This is a genomic window from Mesorhizobium sp. M2A.F.Ca.ET.043.02.1.1 (assembly GCF_003952405.1).
Lineage (GTDB): Bacteria > Pseudomonadota > Alphaproteobacteria > Rhizobiales > Rhizobiaceae > Mesorhizobium.
Map to the genome: position 1 here is coordinate 1,527,706 of NZ_CP034445.1, position 18,358 is coordinate 1,546,063.

Annotated in this window: 15 protein-coding genes; 13 read left to right on the forward strand and 2 right to left on the reverse strand. The window is 64.2% G+C overall.

The window, feature by feature from the left end:
* Positions 1 to 27 precede the first annotated feature (27 nt).
* The 11 genes from EJ068_RS07240 to EJ068_RS07290 all read left to right on the forward strand — a co-directional run bounded on the left by EJ068_RS07240 (position 28) and on the right by EJ068_RS07290 (position 12,985).
* Entirely contained in the window at positions 28 to 1,866 is a 1,839-nt protein-coding gene (locus EJ068_RS07240; RefSeq protein ID WP_189342716.1) for a M3 family oligoendopeptidase, read from the forward strand.
* 351 nt (positions 1,867 to 2,217) lie between these two features.
* Positions 2,218 to 2,928, forward strand: a complete 711-nt coding sequence (locus EJ068_RS07245; RefSeq protein ID WP_127249785.1) for a proton-conducting membrane transporter — start codon at positions 2,218 to 2,220, stop codon at positions 2,926 to 2,928.
* Positions 2,929 to 3,080: 152 nt separating this feature from the next.
* The gene (locus EJ068_RS07250; protein ID WP_127249786.1) at positions 3,081 to 4,226 is read left to right on the forward strand and encodes an aminodeoxychorismate synthase component I; all 1,146 of its coding nucleotides are present in this window, start codon (positions 3,081 to 3,083) and stop codon (positions 4,224 to 4,226) included.
* The gene (locus EJ068_RS07255) at positions 4,175 to 4,837 is read left to right on the forward strand and encodes an aminotransferase class IV family protein (RefSeq protein WP_127249787.1); all 663 of its coding nucleotides are present in this window, start codon (positions 4,175 to 4,177) and stop codon (positions 4,835 to 4,837) included. The genes EJ068_RS07250 and EJ068_RS07255 overlap by 52 nt, the downstream gene beginning before the upstream one ends.
* A 39-nt stretch (positions 4,838 to 4,876) precedes the next feature.
* A complete protein-coding gene (locus tag EJ068_RS07260) occupies positions 4,877 to 5,806 on the forward strand; it encodes a DUF3445 domain-containing protein (RefSeq protein WP_127249788.1) in 930 nt (309 codons plus the stop codon).
* A 132-nt stretch (positions 5,807 to 5,938) separates the two neighbouring features.
* Positions 5,939 to 7,384, forward strand: a complete 1,446-nt coding sequence (locus tag EJ068_RS07265) for a homospermidine synthase (protein ID WP_127249789.1) — start codon at positions 5,939 to 5,941, stop codon at positions 7,382 to 7,384.
* Positions 7,385 to 7,471: 87 nt separating this feature from the next.
* A complete protein-coding gene (locus EJ068_RS07270; RefSeq protein ID WP_126081471.1) occupies positions 7,472 to 7,846 on the forward strand; it encodes a hypothetical protein in 375 nt (124 codons plus the stop codon).
* A 190-nt stretch (positions 7,847 to 8,036) separates the two neighbouring features.
* Positions 8,037 to 10,094 (forward strand): bifunctional UDP-sugar hydrolase/5'-nucleotidase, encoded by a 2,058-nt coding sequence (locus EJ068_RS07275; RefSeq protein WP_127249790.1) that lies wholly within the window; start codon positions 8,037 to 8,039, stop codon positions 10,092 to 10,094.
* Positions 10,095 to 10,237: 143 nt separating this feature from the next.
* A complete protein-coding gene (gene hemH, locus EJ068_RS07280; RefSeq protein WP_127249791.1) occupies positions 10,238 to 11,302 on the forward strand; it encodes a ferrochelatase in 1,065 nt (354 codons plus the stop codon).
* Between the two features lie 241 nt (positions 11,303 to 11,543).
* Positions 11,544 to 12,494, forward strand: a complete 951-nt coding sequence (locus EJ068_RS07285) for an SPFH domain-containing protein (protein WP_127249792.1) — start codon at positions 11,544 to 11,546, stop codon at positions 12,492 to 12,494.
* Between the two features lie 26 nt (positions 12,495 to 12,520).
* Positions 12,521 to 12,985: an NfeD family protein gene (locus tag EJ068_RS07290; protein ID WP_126081467.1), complete on the forward strand. Its 465-nt coding sequence runs from the start codon at positions 12,521 to 12,523 to the stop codon at positions 12,983 to 12,985.
* A gap of 49 nt (positions 12,986 to 13,034) precedes the next feature.
* Here the strand turns inward: EJ068_RS07290 and EJ068_RS07295 are convergent, their stop codons facing one another.
* Positions 13,035 to 14,036 carry a KpsF/GutQ family sugar-phosphate isomerase gene (locus EJ068_RS07295; RefSeq protein WP_127249794.1) on the reverse strand — a complete coding sequence of 334 codons (1,002 nt, stop codon included), beginning with the start codon at positions 14,034 to 14,036 and terminating at the stop codon, positions 13,035 to 13,037.
* A gap of 160 nt (positions 14,037 to 14,196) precedes the next feature.
* On the opposite strand from EJ068_RS07295, the gene EJ068_RS07300 reads away from it, so the two are divergent.
* Entirely contained in the window at positions 14,197 to 15,987 is a 1,791-nt protein-coding gene (locus EJ068_RS07300; RefSeq protein ID WP_127249795.1) for an outer membrane beta-barrel protein, read from the forward strand.
* A gap of 18 nt (positions 15,988 to 16,005) precedes the next feature.
* Here the strand turns inward: EJ068_RS07300 and galU are convergent, their stop codons facing one another.
* Positions 16,006 to 16,911 (reverse strand): UTP--glucose-1-phosphate uridylyltransferase GalU, encoded by a 906-nt coding sequence (galU, locus tag EJ068_RS07305; protein WP_127249796.1) that lies wholly within the window; start codon positions 16,909 to 16,911, stop codon positions 16,006 to 16,008.
* Positions 16,912 to 17,133: 222 nt separating this feature from the next.
* Between galU and EJ068_RS07310 the strand changes: the two genes are divergently transcribed.
* Positions 17,134 to 18,354 carry a lytic murein transglycosylase gene (locus EJ068_RS07310; protein ID WP_126081463.1) on the forward strand — a complete coding sequence of 407 codons (1,221 nt, stop codon included), beginning with the start codon at positions 17,134 to 17,136 and terminating at the stop codon, positions 18,352 to 18,354.
* Positions 18,355 to 18,358 lie beyond the last annotated feature (4 nt).

Sequence of the window (18,358 nt, forward strand, 5' to 3'; positions counted from 1 at the left end):
TGGCCCGATTCAAAGAAGGTATTGCTGATGCGCATTGAGTTTGGTCAGCGGCTTGCGGCGCCAGCGTCCGGACACGGCGCGGCCGAGCTTGGCGATCTGCCGGAGTGGAATCTCGCCGATCTCTATTCCGGCATGGAAGCGCCCGAGCTGAAGCGCGACATCGCCAAGGCGGCCAGCGACGCCATCGCCTTCGAGACCCGCTGGAAAGGCACGCTCGCCGCGGAAGCCGGGCGCGGAGCCGCCGGCCGGCTGGGCGAGGCGCTGCAAGCCTATGAGGCGCTCGAGGAGCTGATCGGCCGCATCGTCTCCTATGCCGGCCTCGTCTATGCCGGCAACACCGCCGATCCGCAGCGCGCCAAGCTCTATGGCGACGTCCAGGAAAAGATGACGGACGCGAGCGCCCATCTTCTGTTCTTCGCGCTCGAGCTCAACCTGATCGATGATGCGGCGATCGAGAGCGCTCTGGCCGCCGACAAGGCCTTCGGCCACTACCGGCCCTGGGTGCTCGACCTCAGGAAGGACAAACCCTACCAGCTCGAGGACCGTGTCGAGCAATTGTTCCACGAAAAGTCGGTCACCGGGCGCGGCGCCTGGAACCGCCTGTTTGACGAGACCATGACCGACCTGCGCTTCGACGTCGACGGCGAGGAGCTGACGCTTGAGCCGGCGCTGAACCGGCTCCAGGATACGAATGGCGAGGTGCGCCGCCGCGCTTCCGAGGCGCTGGCCGCCACGTTCCGCAAGAACCTGCGCACCTTCACGCTCATCACCAACACCTTGGCCAAGGACAAGGAAATCTCCGACCGCTGGCGCGGCTTCCAGGATATCGCTGACTCGCGCCACCTCGCCAACCGCGTCGAGCGCGACGTGGTCGACGCGCTGGCCGCGGCCGTGCGCGAGGCCTATCCCAGGCTGTCGCACCGCTATTACGCGATGAAGGCGCGCTGGCTTGGCATGGAGGTGATGAACCACTGGGATCGCAACGCGCCGCTGCCGGAGACGCCGAAGGCGGTGATCCGCTGGGACGACGCCAGGGATACGGTGCTCTCCGCCTACCAGCGCTTCTCGCCCGACATGGCCGAAATCGCGCGCGGCTTTTTCGATCGCAGATGGATCGACGCGCCGGTGCGGCCGGGCAAATCACCCGGCGCCTTCGCCCACCCGACAGTCCCGTCGGCGCATCCTTACGTGCTGCTCAACTACATGGGCAAGCCGCGCGACGTGATGACGCTGGCGCATGAGCTCGGCCATGGCGTGCACCAGGTGCTGGCCGCCGGCCAGGGCGCGCTTATGGCCTCGACGCCGCTGACGCTGGCCGAGACCGCCTCCGTCTTCGGCGAGATGCTGACCTTCCGCTCTCTGCTCGAACAGACCAGTGACAGACGCGAGCGCAAGGCCATGCTCGCTCAGAAGGTCGAGGACATGATCAACACGGTCGTGCGCCAGATCGCCTTCTATGAGTTCGAGCGCAAGGTGCATACCGAGCGCAAGAACGGCGAGCTGACCTCGGACAGGTTGGGCGAATTCTGGCTGGAGGTGCAGGCCGAAAGCCTGGGGCCGGCAATCAAGCTGCGCGACGGCTACGAGGTCTTCTGGACCTATATCCCGCACTTCATCCATTCGCCCTTCTATGTCTATGCCTATGCCTTCGGCGACTGCCTGGTGAACTCGCTTTACGCCGTCTACCAGAATGCCGAGCGGGGATTTCAGGAGAAGTATTTCGAGATGCTGCGCGCCGGCGGCACCAAGCATCACTCCGAACTCCTGGCGCCCTTCGGCCTCGACGCCACCGATCCCGCGTTCTGGCAGATCGGCCTCGGCGTGATCGGTTCGCTGATCGACGAGTTGGAAGCGCTGGACAAGTGAACAGCAACGAAGCGTGCATCGATAGCTATAGTTTAGCCGAGACGCATATTAGCCAGATTCTATTCTTGCCCTAAATAGCTGTTCTTGAATAACTCTCCGGCGCATTTTCAACTGGCTTTCGACAAGCCATATGATAGCGTCCGGCCTCAAGCTCAGCCGGACGCATCGCGCAGGCCAGAGATGCCTGCCGCTCCGCTACGGCGAATGCGATGATGGCCGTCGGTCCGGACAAGGCCGAACGCCGATGGCTCGATTGAAGCCGGCGGTTCCACCGAACACGGAACCTTTGACGATCCTTGACGGCAAGCGTGCCCTCCCAGCCGCGGCCGACGGATCGGACTGGAGAGGGAAATGAGCACTTTCTTCTACATGCTCCTGGCGTTCGTTATGGGTATCCTGGCTGGCTGGTTCATCTGGGGCCGCCTGCGCGGCGAGCTCGACAGTCTGCGTGGCGATCTTGATCGCACCCGAAGCGAACGCGACAGGCTGAAGGCCGACAGCGATCGGCTGAAGGGCGAGCTCGATGCCTGCGGCCGTGCCCGTGCCGATCTCGAAAGCCAGGTGCGTAACGCGCCTGCCGCCAAGGCCGGCGTCGCCAAGGCCGCCGCGCCGGCCCCGGCGGCGCTGGTCTCGACACCGACGGCCGCGACATCGGCAGCGGCAAAGGCCGCGCCGGCGAAGCCCGCCGCCGCGAAGAAGCCGGCGGTCACGAAAACTGCGGCAGCGAAGCCCGCGGCCAAGGCAGCCGCGCCGAAGAAGGCGGCGGCTCCCGCCAAGAAAGCTGCCGCGCCAAAAGCCGCGGCCGCCAAAGCCGACAATCTGCGCCGCCTCATCGGCATCGGCCCGGTCAACGAGAGGCTGCTCAAGGGCCTGGGCGTCACCACCTATGCCCAGATCGCCGCCTGGACCGACGCCGACGTCAAACGCATCGAGGAGGTGCTCAATTTCGACGGCCGCATCGCGCGCGAGAAATGGATCGAGCAGGCGAAATTGCTGGCCGCCGGCGACGAGGCCGGGTTCGCGCGCCAGTTCCCGACAGCCGGTACCGTAAGCAACACCTGAATATCCGTCTGGTTGGTACGAGGCGGCGCCGGCATGGGGCGCCGTCTTTATTTTGGCCAGCCGCCTTTGCGTCGCTCGACGCCGTTCCCTCGATTGCGCGTCCCCGGGCCCCCATATAGACCGGTCGACTGAATTGTCCGCTTCCGAGGCTCATGCCCCTGCCCGCAGCCATATTCCGCAATGACGAGAGCGCGCGTCAGCTGGTGTTCGACCGGCCGCACGAGGTCATTCTCGCGCGCACTGCGGAGGAGTTCGCGCCGGCGCTCGAGCGAGCCCAGGCTGCTTCCGACGCCGGCAAATGGCTGGCAGGCTATTTCTCCTACGAGGCCGGCTACCTGCTCGAGCCTAAACTGGTGCCGCTGCTGCCCGAAGGCCGCCGCGCGCCGCTGATCTGTCTCGGCGTCTTCGATGCGCCCGTCGAACAGGCCGTGCCGCAAAATGCCGGGCCCGCCAGCAACGGCCCGATTTTCGATGCGAGGGCGACATGGTCGGCCGAGGATTATGCCGGCCGTTTCGCGCGCCTTCACAGTCACATCCGCAAGGGTGACTGCTACCAGGGCAACCTTACCTTCCCGGTCCATGCGCAATGGTCCGGCGATCCGCTTGCCGCCTTCGACGCGCTGACCGAGCGCCAGCCGGTCAAATATGGCGCGCTGGTCTCGCTTGGCGATCCGGTCGTTCTGTCGCGCTCGCCCGAACTGTTTTTCGAGATCGACGCCGACGGCATGATCGAGACGCACCCGATGAAGGGCACGGCGCCGCGCGGCGCGACCAAGGCCGAGGACGCGCGGCTGAAGGCCTTCCTGCGCAACGACGAGAAGAACCAGGCCGAGAACCGCATGATCGTCGATCTTTTGCGCAACGACATCTCGCTGATCAGCGAGGTGGGTACGCTGGACGTGCCGGAACTGTTCCGTATCGAGTCCTATCCGACGGTGCACCAGATGGTGAGCCGCGTGCGGGCGAAGCTTCTGCCGGACATCGGCATCCGCCAGGTCTTCGCCGCGCTGTTTCCTTGCGGCTCGATCACCGGCGCGCCAAAAATCCGCGCCATGGAAATCCTGCACGAGCTGGAAGACGCGCCGCGCGACGTCTATTGCGGCGCCATCGGCTGGATCGCGCCGGGCGGCAGGATGCGTTTTTCGGTAGCGATCCGCACCATCTCGCTCTTTGCCGACGGCGAGGCCGTCTACAATGTCGGCGGCGGCGTCGTCTTCGATTCCACCGCCGAGGAGGAGTATCGGGAGTGTCTGTTGAAAGCGCGCTTCGCGACGGGAACGGTGCCGGCTTCGAGCTGATCGAGACCATGCGCTGGGAGCCGGGTTCAGGCTTCCTGCGGTTCGAGCGCCATCTCGCCAGGCTTTATGCGTCCGCCGCCGAGCTCGGCTTCGCCTGCGATCCCGAACGGATCGGCGAAGTGCTGTCGAACACCGTCAACGGACACGGGATTGCCTTGCGCGTGCGCCTTGCCTTGCGGCGCAATGGCGAAGTGACGGCTGCCGCTCAAGCCTATGAACCGCTGCCCGTGGACAAGGTCTGGCGGCTGCAGTTGGCGCGAATCCGTCTCGATTCCACCAACACGATGCTGCGCCACAAGATCAGCCTGCGTCAGGTCTACACGCATGCCCGCGCGGAATATCTCGCCACGCGCGCCGACGAAGTGCTTTTAGCCAACGAGCGCGGCGAGATCTGTGAGGGCACGATCACCAATCTCTTCGCCGATTTGGGCAACGGTCCGCTCGCCACGCCCCGCCTCGACTGCGGCCTTTTGCCTGGAATATTGCGCGGCGAGCTTCTGGACGAAGGCCGCGCCGAGGAAGCGATCTACAGCTTCGACGATCTGAAGGCGGCGAAGGCGATCTTCGTCGGCAACTCGCTGCGCGGGCTGATCCCGGCGCGGCTTGGCTGACCACGCTGGAGACACAAACTGGATAACACCCAAACAGGCATCCGCCGCCCGACCCATACGCCCTATGACGGGTCCTCGAAGCTCTTCAGCATCGGGCTGAAGCCGCTCGATTTCGACCGCTGGATCGAGGTCGACGAGTTCCTGCTGCCCCATCTCGCCGAAAAGCAGCGGCTCTACGCGGAAATCCCGGAAAGGGTCTTTGTCGAGGAAGACGGCACCCGTGACGCTCAGCGCGAAGTGCTCGACCTGCTCGTCGCCCATCTCGAAGCCGCGCATCCCGTAACCCACCACCGCAACGGAGCCGGTGTCGAGCCGGCCGGGTTCGAGGGTATAACCGACCGGCTGCCTCCTGCCTTGCGCGAGGCACCGCTGGCAAAGGCCTCGCTGCTCGTCCAGGAAGACCTGATCCTGATGCGCCGCGACGAGCGCGGCTGGCGGCTCGCTGCCGGCTCGCTATGCTTTCCTTCATCCTGGTCGCTGCGGGAAAAATTCGGCAAGCCGCTGCAGGAGATCCACGAACCGGTACCCGGCTTCGGACCAGGCACGCGGCCGGCTGAGCTCATCAACCGCATGTTCGACGGCCTGCAGGGCCAGGCGGTCGAGCGCTTCAACTGGTCGATCCAGGCCGATGACAGGCTGTACCATCCGCTTTCCAATGTCGAGCGCATCGACCGCGCCACGAACCGCCCGAGCCGCTTTCCGGACGGCGACGTCAACGCCCACGCCTTCATCCGCGTCGAACGCCAGACGCTGCGCAAGCTTCCAGTGTCGCGCGACATCCTCTTCACCATCCGCATCCACCTCGATCCGCTTAAGCTGCTCGCTGACCATCCGGACCGGGCGACATTGGCGGCCTCCTTCGCGGAGCAGCTCCTGGCCCTCGACCAGCAACAGCTCGACTATAAGGGGCTGACTGCCGACCGCGACCGGCTGGTTGCACTCCTCGGCCGCATGGCCGGATCGGCTTAACCACACGCCCAGAACGGCCTAGCCGGCGGTTGGCGCTTTTCGCTGGTTTATGACAATGATCTGTGGTGTAGCGCTTGGCCGTCGGGCCAAAGGCGCCCGGTTTTGCGCGTGTTTGAAGGAGTGTGCGAAAAAATGGCGAATGAAAACTGGCCCGTTTACGGTGAAATCACCGGTCCCGTCGTGATGATCGGCTTCGGCTCGATCGGGCGGGGAACGCTGCCGCTGATCGAACGCCATTTCAAGTTCGACAAGTCGCGCATGACGGTCATCGACCCTCTCGACACCGACCGCAAGCTGCTTGACGAGCGCGGCATCGCCTTCATGCAGGACGCTGTGACCGAGAAGAATTACAAGAAGCTGCTGACGCCGCTTCTGACCAATGGCGGCGGCCAGGGCTTTTGCGTCAACCTGTCGGTCGACACCGGTTCGGTCGACCTGATGAAATTGTGCCGCAAGCTCGGCGTGCTTTACATCGACACCGTCGTCGAGCCGTGGCTGGGGTTCTATTTCGACGCCGAGGCCGACAATGCCAGCCGCACCAACTACGCGCTGCGCGAGGCGATGATCAAGGAAAAGCAGGACAAGCCCGGCGGCCCGACGGCGGTCTCCACCTGCGGCGCCAATCCCGGCATGGTCTCGTGGTTCGTCAAGAAGGCGCTGGTTAACCTTGCCACCGATCTCGGGCTCGAGTTTTCGGAGCCCGCCCAGGAAGATCGCGAGGGCTGGGCCAGGCTGATGAAGAAGGCCGGCGTCAAGGGTATCCACATCGCCGAGCGCGACACCCAGCGCACCAAGAAGCCAAAGCCGATGAATGTGTTCTGGAACACCTGGTCGGTCGAAGGCTTCATCTCGGAAGGCCTGCAGCCGGCCGAGCTCGGCTGGGGCACGCATGAAAACTGGATGCCGAAGAATGGCAAGAAGCACAAGCATGGCTCCAAGGCGGCGATCTATCTGGAGCAGCCCGGCGCCAACACGCGCGTTCGCAGCTGGTGCCCGACGCCGGGCGCGCAATACGGCCTGCTGGTGACCCATAACGAGTCGATCTCGATCGCCGACTTCTTCACCGTGCGTTCGAAGAAGGGCAAGGTCCAATATCGTCCGACCTGCCATTACGCCTACCATCCCTGCAACGACGCCTTGCTGTCGCTGGACGAGATGTTCGGCGCCGCCGGCAAGCCGCAGCCGGTCCACCACGTGCTTGACGAGAACGAACTGGTCGACGGCGTCGACGAGCTCGGCGTGCTGCTCTACGGCCACGACAAGAACGCCTACTGGTACGGCTCGCAATTGTCGCTGGCCGAGGCGCGCAAGCTCGCCCCCTACCAGAACGCCACCGGCTTGCAGGTCACCTCGGCGGTGCTCGCCGGCATGGTCTGGGCGCTTGAGAACCCGGCGGCCGGCATCGTGGAAGCCGACGAGATGGACTACCGGCGCTGCCTCGAAGTGCAGTCGCCTTATCTCGGGCCGGTCAGGGGCTACTATACCGACTGGACTCCTCTGGACAACCGCCCGGGCCTCTTCCCAGAGGACCTGGACAAGGACGACCCGTGGCAGTTCCGCAACATTCTGGTCCGATAGAGCCGGGACTGACCAGTGGCAGCGCCTTGCAATCGCCCGGAAATCGGGCGATTGAGAGGGTGCGGACTGAGGAGAGGATTTTCAAGAATGACCATTGCGCGCAAACTGCTTTCGGCAGGCGCCGCGGCAAGCCTGCTGGCTGCGGCCGCCTGCACCACCACCGGCCCATCGGAACCACCGGGCGCAGCTGCGCCGAAGGGCGTCGAGGGCAACTGGATCGACGCCAAGGGCACCGGCCTGTCGACCTTCGCGGCTGGCAGCTTCACCACCGTTGCCACTGACACCGGCCAGAAGCTGTCGGAAGGCAGCTACACCTTGACCGGACCGACCTCGGTCGAGATCCACGGCACCTCGCTGATCCGCCAGACGCCGGTCAGCTTCAACTGCCTGATGGTCTCGATCAGCCAGCTCAACTGCACCAGCGCCAGCGGCCAGAATTTCGTGCTGACGCGCCGGGCCTGAGGCTCGCAGACATCCATCCAAAAAGGACGGCGGCGCAAACCGCCGTCCTTTTTTGTGCCGGCAAACATCTCCCCGATTTGTGCTTGCATCGGCCGGGACCCGATGTGAACATGACCCGAGGCTGACTGTTATTTTCCAGTCAAGCGAAGGCGTTAAGCACTGTCGAAGTCAGCTTATCCGGGAGACGAAGATGAAGAAGATTGCCGCCATCCTAGCCCTTTCCGCTTCGACGCTTGGCCTGTCGGCCGGCGTGTCCTTTGCCGACTACACGCTGAACATCCTGCATTTCAACGACTGGCACAGCCGCATCGAAGGCAACAACAAATACGAGTCGACCTGTTCCGCCGAAGAGGAGACCAAGGGCGAATGCATCGGCGGCGCCGGCCGGCTGATCACCGCGATCGCTGGGGAGCGCAAGAAGCTCGAAGGGCAGAACGTGCTGCTGCTCAATGCCGGCGACAGCTTCCAGGGCTCGCTCTTCTACACCACTTACAAGGGTGCAGTAGAGGAGGAGTTCCTCAATCAGATCAAGCCCGACGCGGTGACGCTCGGCAACCACGAATTCGACGACGGCGAGACAGCACTGGTGCCTTACCTCGACAAGGCTAAGTTTCCGATCGTCAGCGCGAATGTCATGCCCAACGACAAGTCCGGCGCGTCGGGCAAGATCAAGTCCTCGATCGTCGTCGAGGTCGGCGGCCAGAAGATCGGCATCATCGGCGCCGTCACCAACGACACGCCGGAACTCGCCTCGCCCGGCCCGAACATCGCCATCGCCGATGACGTCAAATCGATCACGGCCGACGTCGAGAAGCTCAAGGCGCAAGGCATCAACAAGATCATCGCGGTCACCCACATCGGCTACAGGCGAGAACGCGACGTGATCGCCAAGATCCCGGGGATCGACGTGGTGGTCGGCGGCCACAGCCACACGCTCCTGTCCAACACCGACCCGAAGGCCGAAGGCCCCTACCCGACCATGGCCGATAACCCGGACGGTTCCAAGGTGCCGGTGGTGCAGGCGGCGTCCTATTCGAAATATCTCGGCGAGTTCAAGGTCGTGTTCGACGACAATGGCAACGTCAAGGAGGCCAGCGGCGCGCCGATCTATCTCGACAAGTCGATCACGCCCGATCCCGCTGTCCTTGCCCGCATCAAGGAGCTCGGCGCGCCGATCGAGGCGCTGAAGAACAAGGAAGTGGCCGAGACCACCAAGGCGATCGATGGCAGCCGCGAGAATTGCCGCGCGCGCGAATGCGAGATGGGCAATCTTGTCTCCGACGCCATCCTCGACCGCACCAAAGGCCAGGGCGTCGAAATCGTCATCTCGAACGGCGGCGGCCTGCGCGCCTCGATCGACCAGGGCACGGTGACCATGGGCGAGGTGCTGACCGTGCTGCCGTTCCAGAACACGCTGGCCACCTTCAAGATCTCCGGCAAGGACCTTGTCGCGGGCCTCGAAAGCGGTCTCAGCCAGGTCGAGGACGGCGCTGGCCGCTTCCCGCAGGTCGCCGGGCTGAAATATTCCTTCGACAAGTCGGTCGCGCCCAACGCCGGCCGCGTCAAATCGGTCGAGGTGATGGAGAACGGCGCCTGGGCGCCGATCAATCCCGACAAGCAGTATCTGGTCGCCACCAACAACTATGTCCGGCAGGGCGGCGACGGCTACAAGGTTTTCGCCGAGAAGGCCACGGATGCCTATGACTACGGCCCAGGCCTCGAGCAAGTGGTGGCCGACTATCTGGGCGCGCATCGGCCTTACACGCCGAAGCTCGACGGCCGCATCACCGAGATTGCGGCAACGACGGCGGCCGAGCCGGCCAAGCCCGCGGAACCGGCAAAGCCTGCCGAAACCGCCCAGGCGCCTGCGGCCGAGGCGGCAAAGCCGGCCGAGACCGCTCCGGCGAACGCTGAGCCTGCCATGCCGGCTATGCCTTCCGGCTCCAGCGACATTGCCGGCACGGCGCCGGCGGTTCCCGCTGAGACGGCGCCGACCGCGGAACCGGCAAAGCCTGCCGAGGCTGCGCCGGCGACCCCTGCTCCCGCCGGCGAGCCGGCCAAACGCGCTGAAACCAAGCCGGCGGAAACCAGCCATACCATCGCCGCCGGCGATACCTATTGGGACCTGGCCAGGAAAGCCTATGGCGACGCCACCAAGTGGAAGCTCATCTCCGAGGCCAACAAGGACTTTAAGCCGCGTCGCCTGCCGCTTGGCGCGACGCTGACCATTCCGCCGGCGGCGAAGTAAGCGGCAGCCCGGAATTCATGGCACCCGCCCGGAAACGGGCGGGTGTTCCTTTTCCGGTGCCAAACACGGTAAGGTGCGGCCAGACGCGGCATTGAAAACCGGCAGGGCATCGCTAGTTTCCGCGGCGCTACCGGAGACCGTTGATGACGCTTGCAAGCCCCACCGATGTCAAGACCGCGAAGACCGCTGGTCCGCTGCCTGCCGGCCACCCGGCGGTGAAGCAGGGCAAGGTCGGCGTCATGCTGATCAATCTCGGCACACCCGACGGAATCGAATTCGCGCCGATGTGGCGGTATCTCAGGGAATTCCTCTCCGACCCGCGCGTCATCGAGCTCAACAAGGCGATCTGGTACCCGATCCTTTACGGCCTGGTTTTGACGACCCGGCCGAAAAAGTCCGGCGCCAACTATGCCCGAATCTGGAACCGGGAGAAGAACGAGTCGCCGCTGCGCACCTTCACCCGCTCCCAGGCAGAGAAGCTCGCCGGTGCCCTCGCCGATCAGTCGAACGTCGTGGTCGACTGGGCGATGCGCTACGGCAATCCTTCGACGGCAAGCGTCGCGCAAAAACTGGTCGAGCAGGGCTGCGACCGTATCCTGTCCTTCCCAGTATATCCGCAATATTCGGCAACGACGACGGCGACCGCCAACGACCAGTTGTTCCGCGCGCTGATGAAGATCAGAAACGCGCCGGCGATCCGCAGCGTGCCGCCCTATTACGATGAACCGGTCTACATCGAGGCTCTCGCTCACTCGATAGAGCGGCATCTCGAGGCGTTGGACTTCGAGCCCGAGGTGGTTATCGCGTCCTATCACGGCATCCCGAAGCCGTATTTCGAGAAGGGCGACCCCTACCATTGCCACTGTCTCAAGACGACGCGGCTGCTACGGGAAAGGCTCGGCTGGGACGAGAAGAAGCTCATCACCACCTTCCAATCGCGTTTCGGCGCGCAGGAATGGCTGCAGCCCTACACCGATGTCACGGTCGAGAAACTGGCCAAGGACGGCGTGAAATCGATCGCCGTCGTCAATCCGGGCTTCTCCGTCGACTGCATCGAGACCCTGGACGAGATCGGCCGCGAGGCAGCCGAGACCTTCCATCACGCCGGCGGCAGGAACTTCGCCCATATCCCCTGCCTCAATGACAGCGCCGAGGGCATGGCGGTCATCGAGGCGCTGGTCCGGTGCGAGCTTTCCGGCTGGGTGTGACCGGCTTCACCGACAGGCTGGAAACGGTGCGCAAAACCCGCCGCTAACCGGTATCAGAGCATGATGCCGAAAAGTGTGAGCGGTTTTCGGACCCCATCATGCTCTTTCTATTGACCCAGGGCCGGATGATTCAGGTCGATCCGGCCTGAAATCATCCGGCTCTGGCGATCACCTGATTGTAACGCTACGGAAACACACTTAAGTGATTCCGTGAGGTCGCCGCCTTTGAGGGAGAAGCGAAATGGGCTTTAGCGGTTTCGATATTGCCATCATTGTTCTTGTTTTCCTGGTCATCATTCTGCTTTTCAAGGGCATCAGGACGGTGCCGCAAGGCTACAACTACACGGTGGAGCGCTTCGGCCGTTACACAAAGACGCTGACCCCCGGCCTCAACATCATCAACCCGATCTTCGAGCGCGTCGGCGCCAAGATGAACATGATGGAGCAGGTGCTCGACGTCCCGACGCAGGAGATCATCACCCGCGACAATGCCATCGTCGGGGTCGACGGCGTAGCCTTCTACCAGGTGCTGAACGCCGCCCAGGCCGCTTACCAGGTGGCTGGGCTGCAGAACGCCATCCTCAACCTTACCATGACCAACATCCGCACCGTCATGGGTTCGATGGACCTCGACGAATTGCTTTCCAATCGCGACGCCATCAACGAGCGCCTCCTGCGCGTCGTGGACGAGGCGGCGCATCCGTGGGGCATCAAGATCACCCGCGTCGAGATCAAGGACATCAACCCGCCGGCCAATCTCGTGGAATCGATGGGCCGCCAGATGATGGCCGAGCGCGACAAGCGCGCCCAGATCCTGGCCGCCGAAGGCCTCAAGCAATCGCAGATCCTTGAAGCCGAGGGCCGCAGGGAAGCCGCTTTCCGCGACGCCGAGGCGCGCGAGCGCTCGGCCGAGGCGGAAGCGAAGGCGACGCAGGTCGTGTCGGAAGCCATCGCCAAGGGCGATGTGCAGGCCATCAACTACTTCGTCGCGCAGAAATACACCGAGGCCTTGGCCAAGATCGGCTCGTCGAGCAACAACAAGATCGTGCTGATGCCGTTCGAGGCCTCGTCGCTGATCGGTTCGCTCGGCGGCATCGGCGAGATCGCCCGCGAAGTCTTCAAGGGCGATACCCCATCGGGCACGCCGCGTCAGTGTTCGCGCCCGCCGATCGTGCGGCAGACCGACAGCTGATCATCTAACTCTGTGGGAGACCGTCAATGATCGACCGCATCGTTTCGGAACTCGGCCCGTGGAACTGGATGGTTCTCGGCATCGTGCTCCTGGTGATGGAAGTCGTGGCGCCCGGCGTGTTCATGCTGTGGATCGGCATCGCGGCGCTGATCGTCGGCGCGGTGTCGCTGGCGATCTGGGACGCGGCGTTCTGGACCTGGCAGGTCCAGGTCCTGGCCTTCCTCGTGCTGGCCGTGATCTCCGCCTATGTCGGTCGGCAGATCGCCGTCAGTCGGCAAGGCAGCGTCGACCAGCCGCTGCTCAACCGCCGCGGCGCGCAGATGGTCGGCCGCACGGCAACGTTGGCCGAGCCGATCAAGAACGGCCGCGGCCGCATCCGGCTCGGCGACACGCTGTGGCGCGTCTCCGGTCCCGACCTGCCGGTCGGCGCGCAGGTGCGCGTGACCGGGGCGGCGGATACCGATCTGGAGCTGACTGTCGAGGCAATCTGAGCCGAGACAGATCAAAATATCGGGCCGATTCGGCCTGAAATCTCACGCGTTAAGCTGCGCCGATGCGCAGCAGGTCGTGGAAGTGAACCACGCCCACCGGCATTTTGTTTTTGATCACGACCAGCGCGCCGATATTGTGCTCGTTGAGCATGGCGATCGCCGTGCCCGCCAGCGTCTGCGGATCGATCGTCTTGGGGGTGCGGGTCATCACCTCATCGACGGTGACGTCGGCGAGATTGCGATGCAGATTGCGTGCGACGTCGCCGTCGGTGACGATCCCGACCAGTTTGCCGCTGGCATCGACGATGCAGACACAGCCAACTTTCTTTTGCGAGAGCGTCATCACCGCTTCCGGCATCTTGGTGCCGAGCAAAGCAAGCGGCACCTGATCGCCGGTCCGCATGATCTCCGAAACCAGGGTCAGATTGGCGCCAAGCTGCCCGCCGGGGTGCAAGGTTCGGAAGTGATCGGATGTGAAGCCACGCGCCTCGAGCAGCGCGATCGCCAGCGCATCGCCCATGACGAGTTGCAGAAGCGTCGACGTCGTCGGCGCCAGCCCGTGCGGACAGGCCTCCGGCACGATCGGCAGCAGCAAGACCACGTCCGCCGCTCGCGCCAGTGCAGAGTTCTCCCCGGAAGTGATGGCGATCAGCGGGATCGAGAACCGCCTCGAATAAGCGACGATACCCATCAGTTCCTTGGTTTCGCCCGACCACGACATGGCGATGATGGCGTCGTCACGGGCGATCATGCCGAGATCGCCGTGATTGGCCTCCGCCGGATGGACGAAAAAGGCCGGCGTGCCGGTCGAGGCCAGCGTCGCGGCGATCTTGGAGCCGATATGGCCGCTCTTGCCGACGCCGGTGACGATGACGCGGCCCGCGATCCGCGAAATCAGGTCGATGGCCGCCGCGAAGGGCTCGGCTAGCCCATCTGCGAGTCCGGCGGCCAGGGCCGCCATGCCGGCCTGCTCCGTCGCCACCGTTCTCAGCGCCGATTCGATCGCAGCCTGCCTGTCCGGCTGCTTTCTTTCTGGGGACCCCGCATGCATGGCAGAAGCCATTAGCGCCATGTCGCCCGCCTGTCCAACGGAATTGCCGTTTGCCCTCGTTTGCGGGCAACCCAGGCAGTCAGTCTCAACCCTCCGTTAACCATCCGCATTTACGGTTCGGTAAGTATGGCGCAACCGCGCCGCGCAAGCAGTGGTGACGATGTCCGGGGGCCAGCCTGAAACGAAAATCGGTCGAAGGGGCATTGCCGTTGCAGCACTGCTGACGGCAAGCGCGCTTGCCTTGCTGCGCCCGGCGCTTGCATTTTCGCAGGAAACCGAACTGCGCGGCGAGGTTTCCGAATCGGCCATACTTGCCGACCAGCAGCGCAAGGCCAGGCAGTTGCGGGCGCAAGGATCGCAGGATCAGAACGCTCCCGCCGCCGTCCAGGACACGGCGCCGACAACCTATCAGCCGGCAAGCCCAGGCGCGGTTCCGGATGACGACCAGACGGCTGGTGCGTCGGACAGCATCTTCGACCAGCCGCCGGCAGCCAACGACCCGCTGGCCGACACGGCGCCGGCAAAGCCGCGCCGGCCCTCGACGGCAAGGCAGCGCACACAGGACGCCAAGGCCGACACGAAGGCCAGCAGCAAGACTGCCGATAAGAAAAAGACCAAGAAGAAGGCGGGCGAGGCAACCGACAACACGACCACCGCCGCAACCGCCGCCACCGGTGATCAGGCCGATGCTGCAGCGACTGCCGGCGACGGCGGCAACCGCCGCGCCGTCACCATCGACAGCGTCGACAAGCAGAAGCTCGACCCGGGCCAGGAGCGTACCGGATCGATCGATGGACAGAAGGTCAAGCCGGAGGAAGATCCCTTCGCCGCTCCCGGCGTAAGGATCGGCACCTTTGTCTTCCGTCCGACGCTGGAGCAAGGCTTCACCGCCACGTCGAACGCCGATTCCAGCAGCACTGGCAAATCGGCCGTCCTGTCGGAGACAGCGCTGCGTTTCACCGCGACCTCCGACTGGCGCGAGAATTCGGCTCTGATCACCGGTTACGGCCAGTTCCGCAACACCGTCTCGGGCCAAAAGATCAACGATGCGCAGGGCCGCATCGAGGGCCAGCTCAATGTCGATCTCGACAACGAGCTGCGCGCCATCGCCAAGCTCGGCTACGAGGCAGCGCCGGAATCGGCCTCCTCGCCAGATGCGATCGCCGGTGTCACCCAGCAGCCGCTGCGCCAGACCGTGGACGGCAGCCTCGGCATCGAAAAAAGTGTCGGCAAGATGCGTTACGCGCTGACCGGCGCGGTCTCGCATGATTTCTACGGCGATGCCGAGCTCTCCAACGGCACCACCGTGTCACAGAAGGATCGCAACTCCACGCTCTACACGGCGACTTTGCGCACCGGCTATCAGATTTCACCGGCGCTGACGCCCTTCACGGAAGTCGAGGCCGGGCGGCGCATCTATGACCTGCGCGTCGACACCGACGGCTTCGAGCGGTCCTCGACCAGGCTTGGCGCGCGTGCCGGCCTCGAGCTCGACATGGGCGAGAAGCTTTCAGGCGAATTCTCCGTCGGCTGGCTGCGCGAAGCGATCGACGACAGCCGCCTGCCGGCGGTGGCAGGGCCGAGCTTGAACGCCGACCTCAAATGGTCCCCCGAGCGCGGCACCACCATCGGCCTCACCGGCAAGACCAACGTCGAGACGACAACGACGGCGGGCGAGAGCGGCGATATCCTCTACTCCGGCCGTTTGACCGGCGAGCGCCAGATCCGCGCCAATCTGACGGCGAACTCGGCGCTTGGCCTCGATTGGCGCGACTATACCGGCTCCGACGGCCACGACCTGATCCTGAGCGCCGAAGCCGGACTGACCTGGTGGCTCAATCGCTATGCCGGCCTCACCACGAGAGTGCGGACGGAGAAGCTGACCAGCAACCTGCCTGGACGCGACTACACGGCCAACAGCGTCTATCTTGGTCTGAAGGTCCAGCGATAGCCTCGCCGACCACGAAGGCTAGGACCCCACGCCGCGGCGTTCCGCCGGCCGCACCTCGTCCAGCAGCGTGCGGATGACGCCGGCCATGCTTGCGTTCATGTCGCTGCGCCACAGCGCGAAGGCGACATTGGCCTCGACGAACCCTTCCGGCGAGCCGCAGTCGAAGGTGCGGCCCTTGTAGTGATAGCCGTAGAAGGGCTGCTTCTTCTCCAGCTTCAGCATCGCGTCAGTCAGCTGGATCTCGTTGCCGGCGCCGCGTTCCTGGCTTTCCAGGATGCCGAAGATTTCCGGCTGCAGGATGTAGCGGCCGTTGATGAAGAGATTGGAGGGAGCGGTGCCCTGCTTCGGCTTCTCCACCATGCCGGTGATGCGGAAGCCGTGATGCGCATCCTCGCCGCGGCCGACAATGCCGTATTTATGCGCTTCCGCTGGATCGCATTCCTGCACGGCGATGATGTTGTTGCCGGTCTCCTCATAAAGCTCGACCATGCCCTTCATGCAGCTCTTTTCCGACTGCATGATCATGTCCGGCAGCAGCAGCGCGAATGGCTCGTCGCCGACCAGCTCGCGAGCGCACCAGACGGCGTGGCCGAGGCCCATCGGCACCTGCTGGCGCGTGAAGCTCGTCTGTCCCGGCGCCGGCTGCAGCCGCTGCAGGCGGGCGAGCTGGTCGTCCTTGCCGCGCTGGGCGAGCGTGTCATAGAGCTCGAACTGGACGTCGAAATGGTCCTCGATGACCGCCTTGTTGCGCCCGGTCACGAAGATGAAATGCTCGATGCCGGCCTCGCGCGCCTCGTCGACCACATATTGGATGACCGGCCGGTCGACGACGGTCAGCATTTCCTTCGGGATGGCCTTGGTGGCCGGAAGGAACCGCGTGCCGAGGCCGGCGACCGGGAAAACTGCCTTGCGAACGCGCTTCATGCTGACACCCCTGCTTTTCGGCCAATTATCCGCTCGGCGGCACGCTCCGCAATCCCCCCAAACATTTTCACGCCGGAATGTTGGGCTATCGGACGTCCAGGTTGAATGTGAGAGCTAGAAGCCGCGACACCTCTTTTCGTTCCCGGCGGCGCCTATGGTAAACTAAATACTAACCCGGTTCGGCGTTGAATGATCCTTCCTGATTTGACGAAGGAGGAAATGATGTCCGTTCGCAACACCGCGAGGCGCCTGACGGCACTGGCGACCGCAGCCGGCCTGACCTTGGCCCTGCTGATGCCCGCCGGACCCGCTTTCGCCGATGCCGGGTTCCGCCAGTGGGTCGCGGGCTTCCGCGCCACCGCGGTGGCGGGCGGCGTTTCGGGCGCTGTCTACGATCAGTCCATGAGAGGCATCGAGCCCGACCCGGTCGTGCTGGAAAAAGCCCGCACCCAGCCCGAATTCACCGCGCCCGCCTGGGACTATTTCGACAACCGCGTGCACGACCAGGCGGTCGCCAACGGCCAGGCGATGGCACGCAAATGGAAGCCATGGCTCGACCGCATCGAGGCGCGGTTCGGCGTCGACCGCAACATCCTTCTGGCCATCTGGTCGATGGAATCGAATTATGGCGAGACGCTCAAGCGCGACGACATCATGCGCAACGTCATCCGTTCGCTGGCCACCCTTGCCTATGGCGATCCCAAGCGCTCGAAATATGCCAGCACCCAGCTGATCGCGGCGCTGAAAATCCTGCAGAGCGGCGACATCGACGAGAGCCATCTGATGGGCTCCTGGGCCGGCGCGATGGGCCAGACCCAGTTCATCCCGACCAGCTATCAGCGCTATGCGGTCGACATGGACGGCAACGGCAGGCGCGATATCTGGAATTCGATCCCCGACGCGCTGGCGACTTCCGCCAATCTGCTCAAGAAGAACGGCTGGCAAGCCGGCAAGACCTGGGGCTATGAGGTCACCATACCGGCCAGCAAGCTGCCCGGCGGCGCAAAGACGATCGCGCAGTGGCAGGCGCTCGGCGTCGTCAGGGCCAGCGGCAAGCCGTTCAAGAACCTGACCGACAAGGCGACGCTGAAAGTGCCGGACGGCCGGGGCGGCCCCGCCTTCCTGATGATCCGGAATTTCTCGGTGATCAAGGCCTACAACAATGCCGACAAATACGCTTTGGCCGTCGGGCTTCTGGCCGATGAGATCGCCGGCGGCACCGGCCTGGTGCAGGACTGGCAGCGGCCCTTCACCAAGCTCAGCTTCGAGGAGCGGCAGGAGCTGCAGAAGCGGCTTTCCGAGCACGGCTATTACGACGGCAAGTTCGACGGCAAGATCGGCGACGGCTCGAAGGCCGCCATCATGGCCTACCAGGCAAAGGTTGGCCTGACCCAGGATGGCTATCCGAGCCTGGAAGTGCTCAAATGGCTCCGCAAGCGGTAGCAGA